We start from the raw sequence: 16,710 nt of genomic DNA on the forward strand, positions 1-16,710 counted from the left end.
GGGCCTCTCCGACCTGCACGTCCTGTCCAAGGTCGGGGAGTGGCTGCCGACGCCCTGATCGCTGGGCCGACCGGGCTAACCACACGGCTCGGACGGGTGAGCAGCTGCCGCGCGGTGCAACACCGGGCGACCCCCGGCGGACATACCGAGCATGACGCGGAACGATGACGACGCGGTCACGCAGCAGGAGATCGACACCGCCCTCGCCGAGTGCGGCCGGGTGCTGGTCACCGGTCCCTCGGTGGTCGCGGTCCGCGCGGCGCTGGTCGCGGCGGGGGATCGGCACGGCGACGACCTCGTCGTGCTCCTCGACGCCACGCCCGCCGAGCTCGAAGCCCTGCCGCCGCAGGGGCTGATCGGGGCCCGCCCCGCCGTCCTCGACGCGGTCCTCGGCCCGGTGCCCGACCTGCCGTTCCTCCTGGTCGACGCCCTTCCGGACGACGCCTGCGAGGTCCCGGACGCGGTCCGCGCGGTGGTGACCGCCGTGACCGACCGGCACCGGCTCGCCGTCGGGAACGCCCTGGACGAGACCGAGCTGGCGCTGCTGACCGACCACGCCGACCAGCTGCCCGCGGCGATCGACGCCGGACTGGTCCACCGGGTCGAGCGGGACGGGCAGCCGCACCTCGCGCCCGACCCCGCCGTCGTCGACCTCGCGGAGAGCCCCGCCGGGTGGCCGGTCACGACCGCGTTCGCGCGACGGCTGCGCGACGCCGGGGACGCCGCCCGACTGCTGATCCCCGGCCGGGTCGCGGTGGCGCGCGGGGACGCCGGCGTCGGGGCGGTGCTGCTGGGGCGGCTCGATCCCGACGAGGTGCCGGTCGAGACCGCGTGGGCGGTCGCGGCGGCCGCCGAGCAGTACGGGCACGACGAGGCCGCGGCGCGGTGGCACCGCTCGGTCGCCGCGCGCGGGGACGCCGAGGACGCGCGGGCGTCGCGGCGGGCGGCCGGGCTCGCGGAGCTGCGGTGCGGACGACGCCGCGCCGCGCACGACCTGCTCGCCGGGATCGACGGCGCCGATCGCGCCACGCAGGACGTGCTCGCGCGTCTCGCCCTGAGCGAGGCCAACACGGACGGCCGCATCGAGGCGCGCCGGCGGTTCGAGCTGGCCGCCGACGGCGACGACGAGCTCGCCGCGGGCGCCGCACTCGCCCTCGCGACGATGGCCCGGGAGGACGGTGACGACGAGGCCGCGGTCCGGTGGCTCCGGGCGGCCGCGGCCACGACGGCCGACCGCGAGCGCGGGACCCGCGCCCGGATCGTCGTGATCCCGGTGCTCGCCCGCCTCGGGCGGACGCAGGAGGCGCAGGACGCGGCCGACGACCTCGACGACCACCTCGCCGACTCCGACCCCCGCCCCTGGCGCGAGGCCCTCGTGCTGGCGCGGGCCGCGCTGGCGCGGTCGTCGGGCGACCTCGACCTCACCCGGATCGTCCTCGACGGCGCTGCCCCCGACCTGCGTGGCCCCGCCTGGTCCGCGGCGTCGGTGGAGCTCGACGTCGAGCGCGGGCTCGTCGACGAGGTGCTCGACGCCGGGCGGCCGGAGTGGGTGCACCTGCGCGCCGTCCGGTCCGACCGGCCGGGGCAGTCGCGGGCGCTCGACCCGCAACGCCGGCTCCGCGCGGCCCGGCAGGCCGCGCTGCGGACCCGCGACGCGCAGTGGGCGGCAGTGCCGGCGCCCCGTCGGGCGGGGGAGTCGGCGCCGGCCGATGTGCGAGTGGCGTCGTCCTGACGGTCGACGTCAGAGATGTGCCGTTGCTGCCCATCGACGGGACTGGCCCCGCCGCGGTCGGGTCGGACCGGGCGGCGCTGACCGAGCGGGTCGAGGCGGCGCTGCGGCGGGTCCTGCAGATCCGCGTGCCGGTCGTCCTGCTGGATCCGGGCGTGCTGCCGGAGACGACGTTCAAGGCCCGTCGGGTGGTGGACGAGCGGACCCGGCGGGCGTGATCCGGGCGGTCTGACAGCTCATCGAATGATCATGCCGAGTGCGACGGTCCCGGATGTCGCGCTCGGCGTGATCGACTGCCTAGCTGTTTCGAGCGCGAGTGCGGCGATGTGCGTCAGCGGTGGCGCAGATCGACACACTCGCGCGACCCCGTCCCGACGGTGCCGGATTTCCTGGCACTGGATGCACGCAGTGACGCATTGCTTGCACTGGAACCGGCGCCCACCGCCCCGACGGCGCACACTCGGGGACGATGACCGCCGAAGCGCCCCCGACGCGCGACCGCTACACCCCGGTCCCCGACGAGATCGACGCCGTCGACCTCCCGGTCGAGGGCGCGATCCCGCCGGAGCTCGACGGGCGGTACATCCGCAACGGCCCCAACCCGCTGCCCGGCGACGACCCCGGGCACTGGTTCCGCGGCCACGGGATGCTGCACGGCCTGCGGCTGCGGAACGGCCGGGCCGAGTGGTACCGCAACCGGTGGGTGCGCACCCGCGCGCTCGAGGGCAAGCCGTTCCTCGGGCTGCGCGGTCCCGACCTCACCGCCGTCCCGGCCAACACCCACATCGTGCCGCAGGCCGGGAAGCTGCTCGCGCTCGTCGAGCAGGGGTTCCCGTACGAGGTCGACGAGGACCTGGCCACGGTGGGTCCGCAGGACTTCGGCGGCCGCCTGACGACCGCGATGTGCGCGCACCCGAAGACCGACCCGGTCACCGGCGAGATGCACTTCCACGGCTACTCGCCGTTCCCGCCGTACCTGACCTACCACCGGCTCTCCGCGACGGGCGAGCTCGTCGAGAGCCGTCCGGTCACGGTCGACCGGCCGACGATGATGCACGACCTCGCCATCACCGACCGCCACGCGATCTTCCTCGACCTGCCCATGACCTTCGCCTGGCGCCGGATGGTCGTCTCCGGCATGCCGTTCGGCTGGGAGGAGCGCTACGGCGCGCGCCTGGGCGTCATGTCGCTGACCGACCCGGTCGCTCCCGTCCGCTGGTTCGAGATCGACCCCTGCTACGTCTTCCACGTCGGCACGGCCCGCTTCGTTCCCGACGACCGGTCGGGGCGGATCGAGCTCGACGCCGCTCGGTACTCCGGGGCGGACGCTGCGGCGCTGTTCCCCTCGAAGCGGCGCAAGCGGCCGCAGCGCGACCCGGCGTCCGAGGCCGTCGCGCTCGGCGTCGCCCGCTACCACCGCTGGACGCTCGACCTCACCACCGGCGCTGTCACCGAGACCCCGCTCGACGACCGTCCGCTCGAGATGCCCACGCTCGACGACGACCGCGTCGGCCGGACCGCGCGGTACCGGTACGCGGTCGCGTCGGGGCGGCGCAGCGATTCCGTGGTGAAGCTGGACCTCGACACCGGGGTCACCACCACCCACGACCCGGGCGACGACGTCTCCGCCGGCGAGGCCGTGTTCGTGCCCTCCGCCGCCCCCGACCGCGCCGAGGACGACGGCTGGCTGCTCACGATCACGACCCGCCGCGACGGCTCGGCGTCCCGCCTGCTCGTGCTCGACGCAGGAGACGTCACCCGCACCGTCGCCGCGGTCACCCTGCCCCGCGGCGTGCCGGCCGGGTTCCACGGGAGCTGGATCCCGGCCTGAGAAGCCGGACGGTTCGTCGGTTTCGCCCCTTGTGGTCCCGTTGACGTTCGTGTGTCGTGGTCGCGCCCTCGGTCACCGCACGACACCGACGACGGAGCCGCCCGATGCCGCACGACGTACGACGCGAACCGATCCGCCTGCGCTGGCTGTGGGTGACGATGGCCGTGGTGATCGTCGTCGGCGTCCCGCTGTACCTGCCCACCGGCTCCCTGCTGCCGTTGATCGGTGGCGTGCCGTACTGGTTGTGGATCAGCGTCGCCGCCACGCTGGCCTTCTCCGCACTGACCTGCTGGGCCTGCCTGCGGGCGTGGAACCTCGTCGAGCCCGAGGAAGAGGCCGCCGCGACCGGGGCGGAGGCGAAGCGGTGACCGGGCTGAGCTTCTCCGGCGTCAGTGGTGTGCTGATCCTCGGCCTCTACGCCGTCCTCATGCTCGCGATCGGCTACGTCGCGGGCCGCGGCGGCGGGTCGGACAAGTCCGCGAAGAGCTACTACCTCTCCGGCGGCGGGCTCGGCTTCGTCGCCCTGTTCTTCACCCTCTACGCCACGCAGTACAGCGGGAACTCGATCGTCGGGTACGCGCCGCAGGCCTACCGCGAGGGCTTCACGTGGTGGCAGTCCGTGCCGTTCATGGTCGCCGTGATCGCGGCCTACCTGCTGTTCGCCCCGCGGCTCTACGTGCTGGCGAAGCGCGAAGGCTTCATCACCCCCACCGACTGGATCCGGCACCGCTTCGGGTCGGGGAAGCTCGTCGTGCTCACCGCGATCCTGATGCTGTGGGGGCTCGCCAACTACCTGCTCGAGCAGCTCGTCGCCATGGGCCAGGGCATCGCCGGACTCACCGGCGCCACCGTGCCCTACGAGATCGGCGTCATCGCGTTCGTCCTGGTCATGCTCGTGTACTCGTGGTCGGGCGGGATGCGCGCCGTCGCGTACACCGATGTCATGCAGGGGATCGCGCTGCTCATCGGGGTCGCGGTCCTGCTCTTCGGGGCGCTGTCACTGGTCGGCGGCGACCTCGGCGGCACCGTGGAGTCCCTCGCGGCGAGTGACCCGTCGAAGGTCGCGGTACCGTCGGGGGAGGACGCGGTCAACTGGCTCTCGATGATCGTGCTCATCGGCCTCGGCGCCGCGGTCTACCCGCACGCCATCCAGCGCATCTACGCCGCCCGCAGCGAGCGCACCCTCAAGCGCTCCCTGGCGATCATGGCGTGGATGCCGCTGCTGACCACCGGCATCGTCTTCGTCGTGGGCATCGTCGGGACCCAGCTCTTCCCGACGCTCTCCGAGGACGAGTCCGAGCAGCTCGTCGGCCTGATCGCCAACGAGGTCGCCGGGATCAACCTGTTCTTCTACGCCATGATGATCCTGCTCTTCGGCGGGGTCGTGGCCGCGATCGTCTCGACGGCGGACTCGGCCCTGCTGGCGTTCTCCTCGGTGGTCTCCCGCGACCTCGTCGGGCGCTACCTCAAGCCCGACCTCCCCGAGTCGAAGCAGGTCCTCGTCGGCAAGATCGCGAGCGTCGTCGCGGTCGGGGTGCTGCTGCTGATCGCCTGGAACCCGCCCGGCACGCTCTACCAGATCTTCGTGCTCAAGTTCGAGCTGATCGTTCAGCTCGCGCCCGTGTTCGTGCTGGGCCTGTACTGGCGACGCATGGCGGCGGCGCCGGCGTTCTGGGGGATGCTGTCCGGAGCGGTCCTCGCCGGCGCACTCACCTACGCCGACCTGTCCACCATCGGTGGCGTACCGGGCGGACTGATCGGGCTCGCGGTCAACGTCGCGATCTGCGTGGTGGGATCGCTGCTCGTCGGCTCGCGGGACGAGCCCGGCGAGGTCGTCGACACGGACCCGGTGGCGGCCCCGTCGTCGGCGACGGGCTGACCGACCTCGAGTGGAGACCTAGCGGGTCTCGAAGTCGCCCATTCCCGACGCCTCGAGGCGGGCGCGGTAGTCGACGATCCGCCAGGGCAGCGTGTTGACCACGCGGCCGGCGGCGTTGCGGTACCAGTTCGTCATGCCGGGGTGGGTCCAGATCATCCCGGCGTGCGCGGCGTCGACCTCCGCGTCGTACGCGGCCGCCACGTCCTCGCGGACCTCGAGAGCAGTACCGCCGGCGTCGAGCAGGCCCGCGACCAGCCGGGCGACGTAGCGCATCTGCAGCTCGATGATCGTGATCTGCGAGCCGCCGTGCCCGAGTGCGGTGTTCGGGCCGGACAGCAGGAACAGGTTCGGGAACCCGGGCACGGTGACGCCCAGGTACGCCCGTGCGTCGTCGGGACCCCACACCCGCGCCAGAGCGCCGCGGGGTCCTCGCACGTCCACGCCCGCCAGGAACTCGTGCGCGGCGAACCCGGTCGCCATGATCACGACGTCGGCCGGGTACTCCGCGCCCGACGTCGTCCGCAGCCCGTGCGGCAGCACCTCCGCCACGGCCTCCGTCACGAGCTCGACGTCGTCCCGGCGCAGCGCGGCGAACCAGCCGTTGTCGAGCAGCATCCGCTTCCCGAACGGCGGGTAGTGGGGGAGCGCCTTCGCGACGAGGTCGGGGCGGCCCTCCAGCTCGGCCTCCAGGTACCGCGTGAAGTGCCGGCGGTGCCCGTCGTTGGCGGCGTTGACCGACCGCTCGGGGTGCTCCCAGTCGGGATCGACGACGAGGGCGGGGTGCACCTTGTCGTTGAACGTCCACGCGAGCCGCGCGCGGTACCAGCCGGCGTAGAACGGCACCTCGGCGAGGACCTGCTGCTTGTCCGGTCCGATCGCGTCGAAGTAGCCGGAGTGCGGCGCGATCCACTGCGGCGAGCGCTGGAACACGGTCACGGTGTCCGCCACGCCGGCGATCCGCGGCACGATCTGCATCGCACTCGCGCCCGTCCCGACGACCGCGACCCGGCGGCCGGACAGGTCGAGGTCGTCGGGCCAGCGGGCGGAGTGGAAGAGCGGCCCGTCGAAGCTGTCGAGGCCCGGCAGGTCGGGCATCGTCGGCCGGTTGAGCTGGCCGACGGCCGAGACCAGCAGCGACGCGGACCGGGTCGCACGGGTCCCGTCGGCGCGGCGGGTCGTCACCTCCCAGCGCGACGTCGCCTCGTCCCAGCGGGCGGCCTCCACCTCGGTGCCGAACTCGATCGAGCGGCGCAGGTCGGCCGAGTCGGCGTAGTCGCGCAGGTAGTCGAACACCTCGTCGCGACGGCCGAACGCGGTCGACCACGGGTGCGGGCGGAACGAGTAGGAGTACAGGTGGCTCGGGGTGTCGACGCCCGCGCCGGGGTAGCGGTTCTCCCACCACGTGCCCGCGACCTCGGTGTTCCGCTCCAGCACGGTCACGGGGACGCCCATCTCGCGCAGGGTCGCGACGGCGAGCAGCCCACCGACCCCCGCGCCGATCACCAGGGCGTCGGTGCCGGGCGGCACGGTCGGGCGGGGCGTCGGCTCCGGGGCGGCGACCCCGAGCGTCTCGGCCATCATCGGCTCGAACTCGTCACCGACCGGCTCGCCGGTGAACGTCCGCAGCATCCGCAGCAGCAGGTCGCCGCGGGGCGCCGGGATCGCCACCGGTGTCCCGGCCCGCCACGCCTCGACGGCGGGGGCGGCCGCGTCCCGGATCTCGTCCTGGACGTCGTCGGGAAGTCCGCCCGTGTCGTGGTCGTCCATCCCGCGGGCCCGGGTCGGGGCGTAGGGCGCCTCGAGCCAGCGCAGGTCGCCGGTCAGCTGGACCAGACACATCGTCAGGCAGGGGACGTTCGCCGCCCCGAGCGCGCGGCGCAGATCGGTCGGAGCGGCGGTGGTCACGACCCCGGACCTTACGGCGGGTAGGGCGTCGTCACGCAAGCCCGAGATCCGAGCAGGTCAGTGCTTGACGTGTGGTCGGAGCCACAGCACAGTGTCGATCCTCTGGCCTACCCGCTGATAGGAGAACCGGCGATGGAGCTGGACCTGGCGATGCGCACCACCGGGACGTGCCGGTACTTCCGCGAGGACCCGGTGCCCGACGAGGTGCTGCACGCGGCGATCGACGCCGCCCGCTTCGGGCCGCAGGGCGGCAACCGGCAGCCCGTGAAGTGGATCGTCGTGCGCGATCCCGCCCGCAAGCAGGCCCTCGCGGACCTCTACCTGCCGATGTGGGAGGCCTACTTCGCCGGGATCGGCGAGGGCACCGTGCAGGCCAACGCGCTGCCGAAGACCGTGCTCGACGCCGACCACTTCGCCCGCCACCTCGCGCAGGTCCCCGCGATCCTCGTGCTCTGCGCCGAGACCTCCGGGCTGCACCCGACCGACACCGAACTCGGCCGCCTGTCCGTCGTCGGCGGCGCGTCGATCTACCCGACGATGCAGAACCTCTGCCTCGCGCTGCGCGCCCAGGGCGTCGCCACCGCGGTCACGACGCTGCTGTGCGCCGTCGAGCCGCAGGTCCGGGAGCTGCTGTCCGTCCCCGACGACCACATCACCGCCGCCCACGTCGCCGTCGGCTACCCGGCGAGGAGCTTCCCGACGAAGCTCTCCCGCACCCCCGTCGAGCAGATCACCTTCGACGAGACGTTCGGCCGCCCGCTGTTCGCCGGGGCACCCGCGTGAGTGCAGCGGCCGACGTCCGCGAGCTGCCGGCGGTCCACCGGCGCCCGGTCGGCCGGGCGACGATCGGCGACCAGCTCCGCCGGCACGCGCGCACCCAGGGCGGCCGGGTCGCGCTCGTCTCCCACGAGGGCGGGTCGCGGCGCGAGACCACCTACGGCGAGCTCGACCGGCGCGCGAACGCCGTCGCGCACCACCTGCTTGCGCTCGGCGTGCGGCGCGGCGACCGGGTCGCGGTCATGGCCCGCAACTCCGCCGACGTCGTCGCGGTGTACTACGGCGCCCTGAAGGCCGGCGCGGCGTTCACCGGGGTGAACGTGCTGCACGGTCGCGACGAGGTCGCGGGCCAGCTCGACCACGCCGGCCCCGCCGTCGTGATCGCGGGTCCGGAGTACGTCGACCTGCTCACCCCGATCACCACCGACGTGCTCGGGCGGATCGTGCTCGGGGACGGCGCCGAGGGGTGGACGCCCCTGGCCGAGGTCCTGGCCGGCCCGGACCACGAGCCGGACGTCGACGTCGACGAGCACGACCTCGCGATGCTCGTGTACACCTCCGGCACGGAGTCCACGCCGAAGGGCGTGATGATCCCGCACCGGAACTACCTGATCTCCACCGCGCCGGCGTGGAGCTGGGGGCTGCGGACCGGGCCGGACGACACGTGGTTCTTCGCCATGCCGTTCTTCACCATCGCCGGGCTCGGGTCGATGACCACCCTGACGATGATGGGCGCGACCCTCGTGCTGCCCGACGCCCTCGACCCGGCCCGCGCCCTGGACCTGATCGCGTCCGAGCGGATCACCGTCGTCGCGCAGACCCCGACCTTCTACCTCGCGCTGGCCCGCCACCCGGACTTCGGGCCGGCGAGCGTCGGCTCGGTGCGCCGCGCGATGACCTACGGAGGGCAGGTCTCGCCGGCCGCGGTGGACGCGTGGGCCGACGCCGCGGAGGGCGTGGTCTGGGGGACCTACTGGGGCCAGTCGGAGCTCTCGCAGCTGGGCTCCGTGGGCTGGTTCTCGCGGCTCGAGGACATCCCGGACGCCGACCCGTCGTGGATCGGCACGCCCGTCACGCACCTGGAGACCCGCATCGTCCGGCCGGACGGCGTCGACGCCGCGCCGGGGGAGACCGGCGAGCTCTGGTGCCGCTCGCCCTCGGTGATGCTGGGCTACTTCCGCGAGCCCGAGCGGACCGCCGAGGTGTTCACCGACGACGGGTGGCTGCGCACCGGCGACATCGTCCGCGCCGACGGGTCCGGCAACCTGTTCTTCGCCGACCGTGCCCGCGACATGATCAAGTCGGGTGGGTTCAACGTGTCGTCGCAGGAGGTCGAGCGGGTCCTGCACACGCACCCCGAGGTGCTGCGCGCCGCGGTCGTGGGGCGGCCCGACGAGTACTGGTCGGAGGCCGTGACCGCCTTCGTCATCGTGCGCTCGCCGGTGGCGCCGGAGGACCTGGTGGCGTACTGCCGCGAGCGCCTGGCGTCGTACAAGACCCCGAAGGCGGTGCACGTCGTCGAGGAGTTCCCGGTCGACGGCCAGGGCAAGGTGCTCAAGCGCGAGCTGCGGCGGGTCGATGTCTGACCCGGTCGAGCTGGCCGGGCGCCGCCGCGTCACCCCCGAGCAGATCGTCGACGCGGCGGCGGCGCTGTTCGCCCGCGAGGGCTACCACGCCGTCGGCACCCGCCACATCGCCGACGAGCTCGGCATCCGCGGCGCCTCGCTCTACCACCACTACCGGTCCAAGGAGGAGATTCTGGCGGCGATCTGCCGCCGGGTCACCGCCGAGCCGGTGGCCGAGACCCTGCCCCTGCTCGACGACGCCGGCACCCCCGGCACGCGGCTGGCCGCGCTCGTCCGCGCGCACCTGCACCACCTGGTCCGGCGGCGGGTCGAGTTCCTCGTCGGGCTCCAGGAGCTGGCGGCGCTGACCCCCGAGCACCGCGCCGAGGTCGAGGAGCACCGCCGGCACTACCAGCGGCGGGTCCGGGACACGGTCGCGGCAGGCGTGCGGTCGGGGGAGTTCGCGGTCGACGACCCCGGCCTCGCCGCGCTGGCGCTGCTCGACGCCCTCAACGGCACGGCGCGGTGGCTGGACCCCGTCGGTCCGCGGTCCCCGGACGTCGTGGCGGACGTGTACGTGGCGATGCTGGTCGACGGGCTCCTGGGACGCCGGAGCTGAGGCAGGATCAGGCGCGGTCGCGGAGGACCCCGAGGAACTCCGGCCGGGTCTCGATCAGTGACAGACCATCGCGTGCGGCGCGGAAGCGCAGCAGAGCGGACGCCCGCCGGAGATCGACCAGCTCCACCCCGACGAGCGCAGGGTCGCCCGCGAGGGCCGCTGCGATCTCGTCGGTCTCCACGGCGGAACCGTATCGCGGTCCGGTCCTACGCTGGTCGCCGTGGCGACGGTGCTGCTGATCTCGGGGAGCACCCGGGCGGGGTCGACCAACACGGCTCTCGTCCGCACGGCGGCCGCGATGGACCCGGATGGGACGCGGCACTACGACGGGCTCGCGGCGCTGCCCGCGTTCAACCCGGACGACGACATCGAGCCGCTCCCGCCCACCGTCGCCGAGCTCCGAGCGGCCCTGGCGGCGGCCGACGCCCTGCTGATCTGCACCCCCGAGTACGCCGGCGCGCTCCCGGGGGCGTTCAAGAACCTGCTCGACTGGACCGTCGGTGGCGCCGAGATGCCCGGGCTCCCGGTGGGATGGATCAACGCCGCCGGGGTCGCGGCACCGACCGGCGGCGCCGCTGCGCACGCGGAGCTCGCCACGGTGCTGGGCTACGTCGGGGCCCGGGTCGTCGACGCGGCCTGCCGACGGGTCCCGCTCGTGCGCTCGCAGGTCGGCGACGACGGCCTGATCGCCGACCCACACGTGCGGGCCGAGATCGCGACCGCGCTGGACGGGTTGGTCAGCGCCGTCGACCCAGCTCCACCAGCGCGGTGACGTCCGCGTCCGCCCACCCCTCGGCGGCCACCTCGAGGTAGGCGTCGCGGGCCGCCGTCGTGACCGGGGACTCCGCGCCGCCCAACCCGAGCGCGTGCGTGAGGTCCTTCGCCGCGAGCGGGCCGGTGAACCAGCCGGCGTGGTCCGGGTCGACGAGGCCGTCGATCCGGTTGGCCAACCCCGGCGCGAGCATCGGGGAGTCACGGAGCAGGTCGGTGATCGCGTCGTCCTCGAGTCCCGCGGCGCGGCCGAGGCGCACGGTCTCGGCGACCATCGCGACCCCGACCAGCAGCATCTGGTTCGACAGCAGCTTCACCACCGACGCGCGGGCCGGGTCCTCCCCGGCGTCGGTGGTGGTGGCGAACGCCGCCCAGAGCGGGGCGAGGGTCGAGCGGGCGGACGCGGGCCCGCCGACCAGCCAGCGCGCCTGCCCGCTGCGCACCGCGTGCGGCGCGCCGAGGATCGGGGCGGCGACGAACCGTCCGCCGTACGCGGCGGCGAGGGTGGTCTGCGTGGCCGGGGCGACGGTGGAGGCGTTCACGACGAGCATGCCCGCCCACGCCGATCGCGCCGCGCCGTCCGGCAGCGCCACCTGGAGCAGGCTGTCGTCGTCGGCCACCGAGACGACCACGGCGTCGGCCGTCGCCGCGTCGGGGTCGGCGAGGATGCCGGCGCGGTCGTCGAAGAGCTCCGCGCGGCCCGGCGACCGGTTCCACACCTCGAGCTCGTGGCCCTCGTCGAGCAGCCGCTCGGCCAGGGCACTGCCCATCCCGCCGAGCCCGATCACCGCGATGCGCATGGAGCCGAGCCTCCCACCGTCGTCGGGAATCAGCTCCCGACCGGCAGGAGCGGGTGGATGGCGGGCGGCGCGGCGAGGTGCTCGCCGGCGACGGCGAAGGCCTGGGCGACGTGCGGGGTCTGCATGTGGGCGTCGAGGTCGGCCTGGTCGCGCCACTGCTCGACCGTGACGAAGACGGTGCCGTCGGCACCCGAGCGGTTCAGCTCGTAGGACAGGCAGCCCTCCTCGCCCCGCGTGGCCGTGACGAGCTCGGCGAGAGCCTGGCCCACGACCTCCTCCGAGCCGGGCTTGGCGGTGATCAGGGCGACGACCTGCAGCGACATCGACGACTCCGGCTTCTCGTGGGGCGACATCCGATGGGGCGCCACCGTAGCGGGCTCGAGGGAATCCGGGGTGTTCAGCGACCGGCCGGGGTCACGACCCGGCGACCGGCCCACGCCCGCACCGGCGGCAGCAGCAGCACGACGATCGTGACGACGGACAGCACCGCCTCGACGATCCCGAGCGTGCGCACCACCGGCTCCGGCTCGGTGGCCGTCAGGACCGCCTGCACCCCGGCGAGGACGAGCACCACGATCGCGATGTCGGCCGTGCCCCGCAGTCCCCGGAACAGCGCGCCGGCGACCATGATCGAGACCACCAGCGCGACCAGCCCCATGATCGGCAGCAGGCCGAACCCGCCCAGCACGAACAGGCCGACCACCCGCAGCACGGCGGTCGCGGCGATCAGCACGACGGCGACCCACACCGCGAGGGGACGGGACACGGGTCCTCCGGGGGTGATCACGAACGCGACCGCCGGAGTCTAGTCACCCGGTCGGACGATCCCCCCGACGACGGGTGACGGGCGCCGCGGGCGGGCACTCCGCGCCGTGCCGCGCATCCTCCCCGCGACCCCGCTCGACGAGGCGTTCCTCGACCTCCGGGCGGTCTCGGTGCTCTCCGTCCACCTCGAGCTCCGGCTCGCGGGTCACGTCGACACGGCCCGCCTCGCGGCGGCCCTCGCCGTCGCCGCCGACGCCCATCCGATGGCCCGCGCCCGGCCCGCCCCGGAACGGCCGTGGTCGCTGCGCGCCCGATGGGTCCTCGACGCGCCGCTCGCGGTGGAGGTGGTCGACGACGCCGCGTCGGCGCGGGAGGTCCTGCAGTCGCGGCTGCCCGACGACCGCGCGGTCACCGTCGTCGTCGCACGGGACGACGACGGCGACGTGCTCGCCGTCCGTGTCCACCACGCGGCGATCGACGGCCGCGGCGCGCTGCGGTTCCTGGCGTCGGTCGTCGACGCCTACGCCGGGCGGGACCTTCCCGACGACCGGGTCGAGGGGGCGCGCGACCTCCGGCGGCTGGCCGGGGCCCGGGGCCTGCGCGACGTCACGGCGCGCGCGGCCAAGATCGCCTCCGACGCGTGGGGTCGGGCCGCACTGACCCGGATCGTCGGGGACGGGGGAGAGGCCGGTCCCCGCCACGCCCTCGTGACCCGTCGTCTGGAGCCCGCGGTCGTCTCCGCCCTGCGGGAGTCGAAGCCGGACGGCGCGACCCTCAACGACCTCCTGCTCGCCGCCCACCTGCGCACGGTCCTCGCGTGGAACGAGCGGCACGGCGGGCGGGTCGGGCGCAGCGTGTCGGTGATGGTGCCGGTCGACCTGCGCGGCGACGGGGACGCGGACGTGGTCGCGAACCTCGCGAGCTACGTGGCGGTCGTCGTACCGACCCGGGAGCTCGCCGACCCCGTCGCGACGGTCGCCGCGGTCGCGGCGCAGACCCGCGCGGTCAAGGAGCGCGGCACCGAGGGCTGGATCGTCGACGTGCTCTCGGCGCTCGTGCTGCCCCGCGGGCTGAAGCGGGTGTCGCCGACCCTGTTGCCGCTGGTGGAGGGCCGGTTCGTGGAGACGACGATCCTGTCGAACCTCGGACCCGCGACGCTCGGGCCGATGGGGGACGCGGGCGAGGTGCTCCAGGTCCGGTTCAGCCCGCCGAACCTGTCACCGCGGATGGCGGTGACGCTCGGCGTGGTCGGTCACGACGACGGGCTGACCCTCACCTGGCGGTCGCTGCGCCGACAGGTGGGCTCGGCGGGGGTCGCGGAGTTCGCCGGGATGTTCCTCGAGCGACTCGACGCGACCCGGCGCTGAGCCGCACCTCCCAGGGGCGTGAGGGGAGGAGGCCCGCGCTGCTGGAGCCTCCGCCCGCCGCGGGACCATAACGGGTCTTACCCGGTTGTGCCAAACCTTTCGGTCAGGCCGCGGCGGCCCGTCGCGGCACCGGGACGGAGTCGGCGGCGCGGTCGTCCAGCGCGCGGCGCACAGCCTCGTCGTAGGGCATCGGCTCGAACGGGACGAGCCGGCGGATCGCGTCGTCGCGCACCACGACCTCGTTCGACATCGAGTCGATCAGCGAGCGACCGGTGGCGGTGTCGACGTCGGTGACCAGGGAGAGCCAGCGCGAGGACAACGACGGGGTGAGCAGGGGGACCGGCACGATGACGAGCCGGCGCCGACCCATGACCGCGGCGGCACGCTGCAGCATGTCGGCGTAGACGAGCACGTCCGGGCCGCCGACGTCGAACGCCCGCCCGGTCGTCGCGTCGGTGTCGAGGACGGCCGTCAGGTAGCGCACCACGTCGTCGATCGCGATCGGCTGCGTGCGCGTGTAGACCCACTGCGGGCAGACCATCGCCGGCAGGTGCGACACCAGCTGCCGGGTCATCTCCCACGAGATCCCGCCGTGCCCGACGATGATCCCCGCCCGGATCGTGGTCACCGGGACGCCGGCCTCGCCGAGGTGGGTCTCCACCTCGCGGCGGCTGCGCAGGTGGTCGGACAGGTCGTCGCGGTCGTCGCCCAGCCCGCCGAGGTAGACGATCCGCCGCACCCCGGCCGCCGCGGCGGCGCGTCCGAACGCCCGGGCGCCGTCGGCGTCGGCCCGCACGAAGTCGGCCCGGTCGAGCGAGTGCACGAGGTAGTAGGCCACGTCGTGGCCCGCGAGCGCCCCGGGCAGGGAGTCCGGGTCGTGCACGTCCCCGCGCACCGGCTCGCCGCACCCCGTGTAACGCTCGGGGCGACGGGTCATGGCGGACACGGCGTGGCCGGCGTCGGTGAGGACCTCGCACAGGCGGTGCCCGACGAACCCCGACGCGCCCGCGATCAACAGTCGCATGGTGGTGGGCTACCCGGCGGTCAAACCTCGCGAGCGGGATCACGGGATCGGGGAGGGGTGAGCTCCCCGGATCGCGGCAATGCCCGTGCGTCCGATCCCGTTGCCCACGACTGCTCGACGCGCTTCACCAAGGAGGCCGTCATGACCCTCGCCCGTTCGCACCCCACCACTGCTCCCGCGGACGCCCCCGGCCCGTCCGCCCGCCGCGTCCTGCTCGTCCACCGGGTCGGCGCCCTGTTCGTCGCCGCCGTGATCGCAGTGTTCGGCATCCTCGGCTACGTCGGCGGTCTGACCGCCTTCGAGACCCGCGGCGTCCCGCTGCTCGGCCTGTCCACGAACGGCCTGCTGTCGACGGTCTCGGTGGTCACCGCCCTGATCCTCGTCCTCGCGGCGATCCGTGGAGGCCGCCCCGCGTCGACCGTGATGATCGTCGTGGGCGCCGCGTTCCTGGTGGCGGCCTTCGTCGGGCTCGCCGTGCTCGCGACGCCGTACAACCTGCTCGCGTTCCGGCTGCCCAACGTCTTCTTCTCGATCGGCGCCGGCCTGGTGCTGCTGGTCGTCGGCAGCTACGGCCGCGTGACCGCGCACCTGCCGCCGGACAACCCCTACCTGGCCGGGTCCGACCGGCTCGCCCGCGGCGTCGTCGACCGCTTCGCCAGCGACTCGACGCTCTCGACGCTGCCGGAGGACCACCAGCCGCGGCCGCTCTCGGTCGCCGAGGCCCGCGCCGACCGCGAGCTCGCGGAGGCCTACCGGGCCCAGGCCGCCGGGGCGCTCGACGCGGCGGGCGCCGAGCGCCTCGCCGCGCTCGAGGGGTGCACCACGCACGAGCAGCGCCGGGCGGCCTGGATGGCCTCCGCGCGGTGACCCCGCACCCGTCGTCGGGAGATTCCTTCCCGACGACGGGCGGGGCGGGTCTACCGTCGCGATCATGTCCGCCGACGGCCCGACCATCCTCGCCACCTCCGGCGGCCTGCGCCGCGCCGACCGCATCGACTGGCAGCCCGCCCCGCTCGCCCACCACGCCGTCGAGCTGGCGGGCGTGACGGGCCGGGCGCCGCGGGTGTGCCTGGTGCCGACCGCGGTGGGCGACGACCCGCGGCTGGTCATGACCTTCTACGACAACGCGTGGCGGCTGGGCTGGGCGGCGAGTCACGTGGCCCTGCTGCCGATGCCCAACGTCGACGACCTGCGCGCGCACCTGCTCGCCCAGGACGTGATCTGGGTGTGGGGCGGCAGCGTCGCCGGGCTGCTCGCGCTGTGGCGGCTGCACGGGCTCGACACGGTGCTGCGCGAGGCGTGGGAGGCCGGGGTGGTGCTGACCGGCGTCTCCGCGGGCTCGATCTGCTGGCACACCGGCGGCACCACCGACTCGTTCGGGCCGGCCCTGCAGCCGGTGATCAACGGGCTCGGTCTGCTGCCGTACGCCAACGGCGTCCACCACGACTCCGAGCCCGAGCGGCGACCGACCCTGCGCCGGCTCGTCGCCGAGGGCATCCTGCCCACCGCGCACGCCACCGACGACGGCGCCGGGCTGCTCTACCGCGGCACCGAGCTCGTCGAGGTCCTCACCGAGCGCGACGGCGCCCGGGCCTACCGCGTCGAGGCCGACGGGGACGGCGGGGCCACGGAGACCGAGCTGCCGTTCCGGCGGCTGCCCGACCGGCCGTGAGGTGAT

18 protein-coding genes are annotated in these 16,710 nt (G+C 74.3%); 12 read left to right on the forward strand and 6 right to left on the reverse strand.

The window, feature by feature from the left end; genetic code table 11:
• Positions 1-151: 151 nt before the first annotated feature.
• The 5 genes from ACQPYX_RS11420 to ACQPYX_RS11440 all read left to right on the forward strand — a co-directional run bounded on the left by ACQPYX_RS11420 (position 152) and on the right by ACQPYX_RS11440 (position 5,439).
• Entirely contained in the window at positions 152-1,732 is a 1,581-nt protein-coding gene (locus ACQPYX_RS11420) for a hypothetical protein (protein WP_433803025.1), read from the forward strand.
• Between the two features lie 23 nt (positions 1,733-1,755).
• Positions 1,756-1,947 carry a hypothetical protein gene (locus ACQPYX_RS11425; RefSeq protein ID WP_433803026.1) on the forward strand — a complete coding sequence of 64 codons (192 nt, stop codon included), beginning with the start codon at positions 1,756-1,758 and terminating at the stop codon, positions 1,945-1,947.
• Between the two features lie 251 nt (positions 1,948-2,198).
• Entirely contained in the window at positions 2,199-3,560 is a 1,362-nt protein-coding gene (locus ACQPYX_RS11430; protein ID WP_433803027.1) for a carotenoid oxygenase family protein, read from the forward strand.
• A gap of 104 nt (positions 3,561-3,664) precedes the next feature.
• Positions 3,665-3,928 (forward strand): hypothetical protein, encoded by a 264-nt coding sequence (locus ACQPYX_RS11435; RefSeq protein WP_433803028.1) that lies wholly within the window; start codon positions 3,665-3,667, stop codon positions 3,926-3,928.
• Positions 3,925-5,439 carry a sodium:solute symporter family protein gene (locus ACQPYX_RS11440; RefSeq protein ID WP_433803029.1) on the forward strand — a complete coding sequence of 505 codons (1,515 nt, stop codon included), beginning with the start codon at positions 3,925-3,927 and terminating at the stop codon, positions 5,437-5,439. Before ACQPYX_RS11435 ends, ACQPYX_RS11440 begins: the two co-directional genes overlap by 4 nt.
• Before the next feature lie 18 nt (positions 5,440-5,457).
• Here the strand turns inward: ACQPYX_RS11440 and ACQPYX_RS11445 are convergent, their stop codons facing one another.
• Positions 5,458-7,344 carry a flavin-containing monooxygenase gene (locus ACQPYX_RS11445; RefSeq protein ID WP_433803030.1) on the reverse strand — a complete coding sequence of 629 codons (1,887 nt, stop codon included), beginning with the start codon at positions 7,342-7,344 and terminating at the stop codon, positions 5,458-5,460.
• A gap of 132 nt (positions 7,345-7,476) precedes the next feature.
• Here ACQPYX_RS11445 and ACQPYX_RS11450 point away from each other — a divergent pair, with 132 nt between their 5' ends.
• The 3 genes from ACQPYX_RS11450 to ACQPYX_RS11460 are packed head-to-tail and all read left to right on the forward strand — an operon-like array spanning position 7,477 to position 10,305.
• The gene (locus ACQPYX_RS11450) at positions 7,477-8,127 is read left to right on the forward strand and encodes a nitroreductase family protein (protein WP_433803031.1); all 651 of its coding nucleotides are present in this window, start codon (positions 7,477-7,479) and stop codon (positions 8,125-8,127) included.
• Positions 8,124-9,707, forward strand: coding sequence for a class I adenylate-forming enzyme family protein (locus ACQPYX_RS11455; protein ID WP_433803032.1), 1,584 nt, complete (start codon positions 8,124-8,126; stop codon positions 9,705-9,707). The genes ACQPYX_RS11450 and ACQPYX_RS11455 overlap by 4 nt, the downstream gene beginning before the upstream one ends.
• Complete coding sequence (locus tag ACQPYX_RS11460) at positions 9,700-10,305, forward strand: TetR/AcrR family transcriptional regulator (RefSeq protein WP_433803033.1); 606 nt, start codon at positions 9,700-9,702, stop codon at positions 10,303-10,305. The genes ACQPYX_RS11455 and ACQPYX_RS11460 overlap by 8 nt, the downstream gene beginning before the upstream one ends.
• 7 nt (positions 10,306-10,312) lie before the next feature.
• On the opposite strand, the gene ACQPYX_RS11465 is transcribed toward ACQPYX_RS11460, so the two are convergent.
• Entirely contained in the window at positions 10,313-10,486 is a 174-nt protein-coding gene (locus ACQPYX_RS11465) for a hypothetical protein (protein ID WP_433803034.1), read from the reverse strand.
• A 39-nt stretch (positions 10,487-10,525) separates the two neighbouring features.
• Between ACQPYX_RS11465 and ACQPYX_RS11470 the strand changes: the two genes are divergently transcribed.
• Positions 10,526-11,077 carry an NADPH-dependent FMN reductase gene (locus ACQPYX_RS11470; RefSeq protein ID WP_433803035.1) on the forward strand — a complete coding sequence of 184 codons (552 nt, stop codon included), beginning with the start codon at positions 10,526-10,528 and terminating at the stop codon, positions 11,075-11,077.
• On the opposite strand, the gene ACQPYX_RS11475 is transcribed toward ACQPYX_RS11470, so the two are convergent.
• The 3 genes from ACQPYX_RS11475 to ACQPYX_RS11485 are packed head-to-tail and all read right to left on the reverse strand — an operon-like array spanning position 11,043 to position 12,642.
• On the reverse strand, positions 11,043-11,876 hold the full coding sequence (locus ACQPYX_RS11475; protein WP_433803036.1) for an NAD(P)-dependent oxidoreductase: 834 nt from the start codon (positions 11,874-11,876) through the stop codon (positions 11,043-11,045). The two genes, ACQPYX_RS11470 and ACQPYX_RS11475, sit on opposite strands and share 35 nt — an antisense overlap.
• Before the next feature lie 29 nt (positions 11,877-11,905).
• Positions 11,906-12,229, reverse strand: coding sequence for a putative quinol monooxygenase (locus ACQPYX_RS11480; protein WP_433803037.1), 324 nt, complete (start codon positions 12,227-12,229; stop codon positions 11,906-11,908).
• Positions 12,230-12,273: 44 nt separating this feature from the next.
• Positions 12,274-12,642, reverse strand: coding sequence for a hypothetical protein (locus ACQPYX_RS11485; RefSeq protein ID WP_433803038.1), 369 nt, complete (start codon positions 12,640-12,642; stop codon positions 12,274-12,276).
• Between the two features lie 106 nt (positions 12,643-12,748).
• Here ACQPYX_RS11485 and ACQPYX_RS11490 point away from each other — a divergent pair, with 106 nt between their 5' ends.
• A complete protein-coding gene (locus tag ACQPYX_RS11490) occupies positions 12,749-14,008 on the forward strand; it encodes a hypothetical protein (protein WP_433803039.1) in 1,260 nt (419 codons plus the stop codon).
• A gap of 103 nt (positions 14,009-14,111) precedes the next feature.
• Here ACQPYX_RS11490 and ACQPYX_RS11495 read toward each other — a convergent pair whose 3' ends face one another.
• Entirely contained in the window at positions 14,112-15,032 is a 921-nt protein-coding gene (locus ACQPYX_RS11495; protein WP_433803040.1) for an NAD(P)H-binding protein, read from the reverse strand.
• 141 nt (positions 15,033-15,173) lie between these two features.
• Here ACQPYX_RS11495 and ACQPYX_RS11500 point away from each other — a divergent pair, with 141 nt between their 5' ends.
• The gene (locus tag ACQPYX_RS11500; protein WP_433803041.1) at positions 15,174-15,899 is read left to right on the forward strand and encodes a DUF4383 domain-containing protein; all 726 of its coding nucleotides are present in this window, start codon (positions 15,174-15,176) and stop codon (positions 15,897-15,899) included.
• Positions 15,900-15,963: 64 nt separating this feature from the next.
• Entirely contained in the window at positions 15,964-16,704 is a 741-nt protein-coding gene (locus ACQPYX_RS11505; protein WP_433803042.1) for a Type 1 glutamine amidotransferase-like domain-containing protein, read from the forward strand.
• Positions 16,705-16,710: the final 6 nt, after the last annotated feature.

It is taken from the genome of Actinomycetospora sp. CA-084318 (assembly GCF_050955885.1).
Lineage (GTDB): Bacteria > Actinomycetota > Actinomycetes > Mycobacteriales > Pseudonocardiaceae > Actinomycetospora.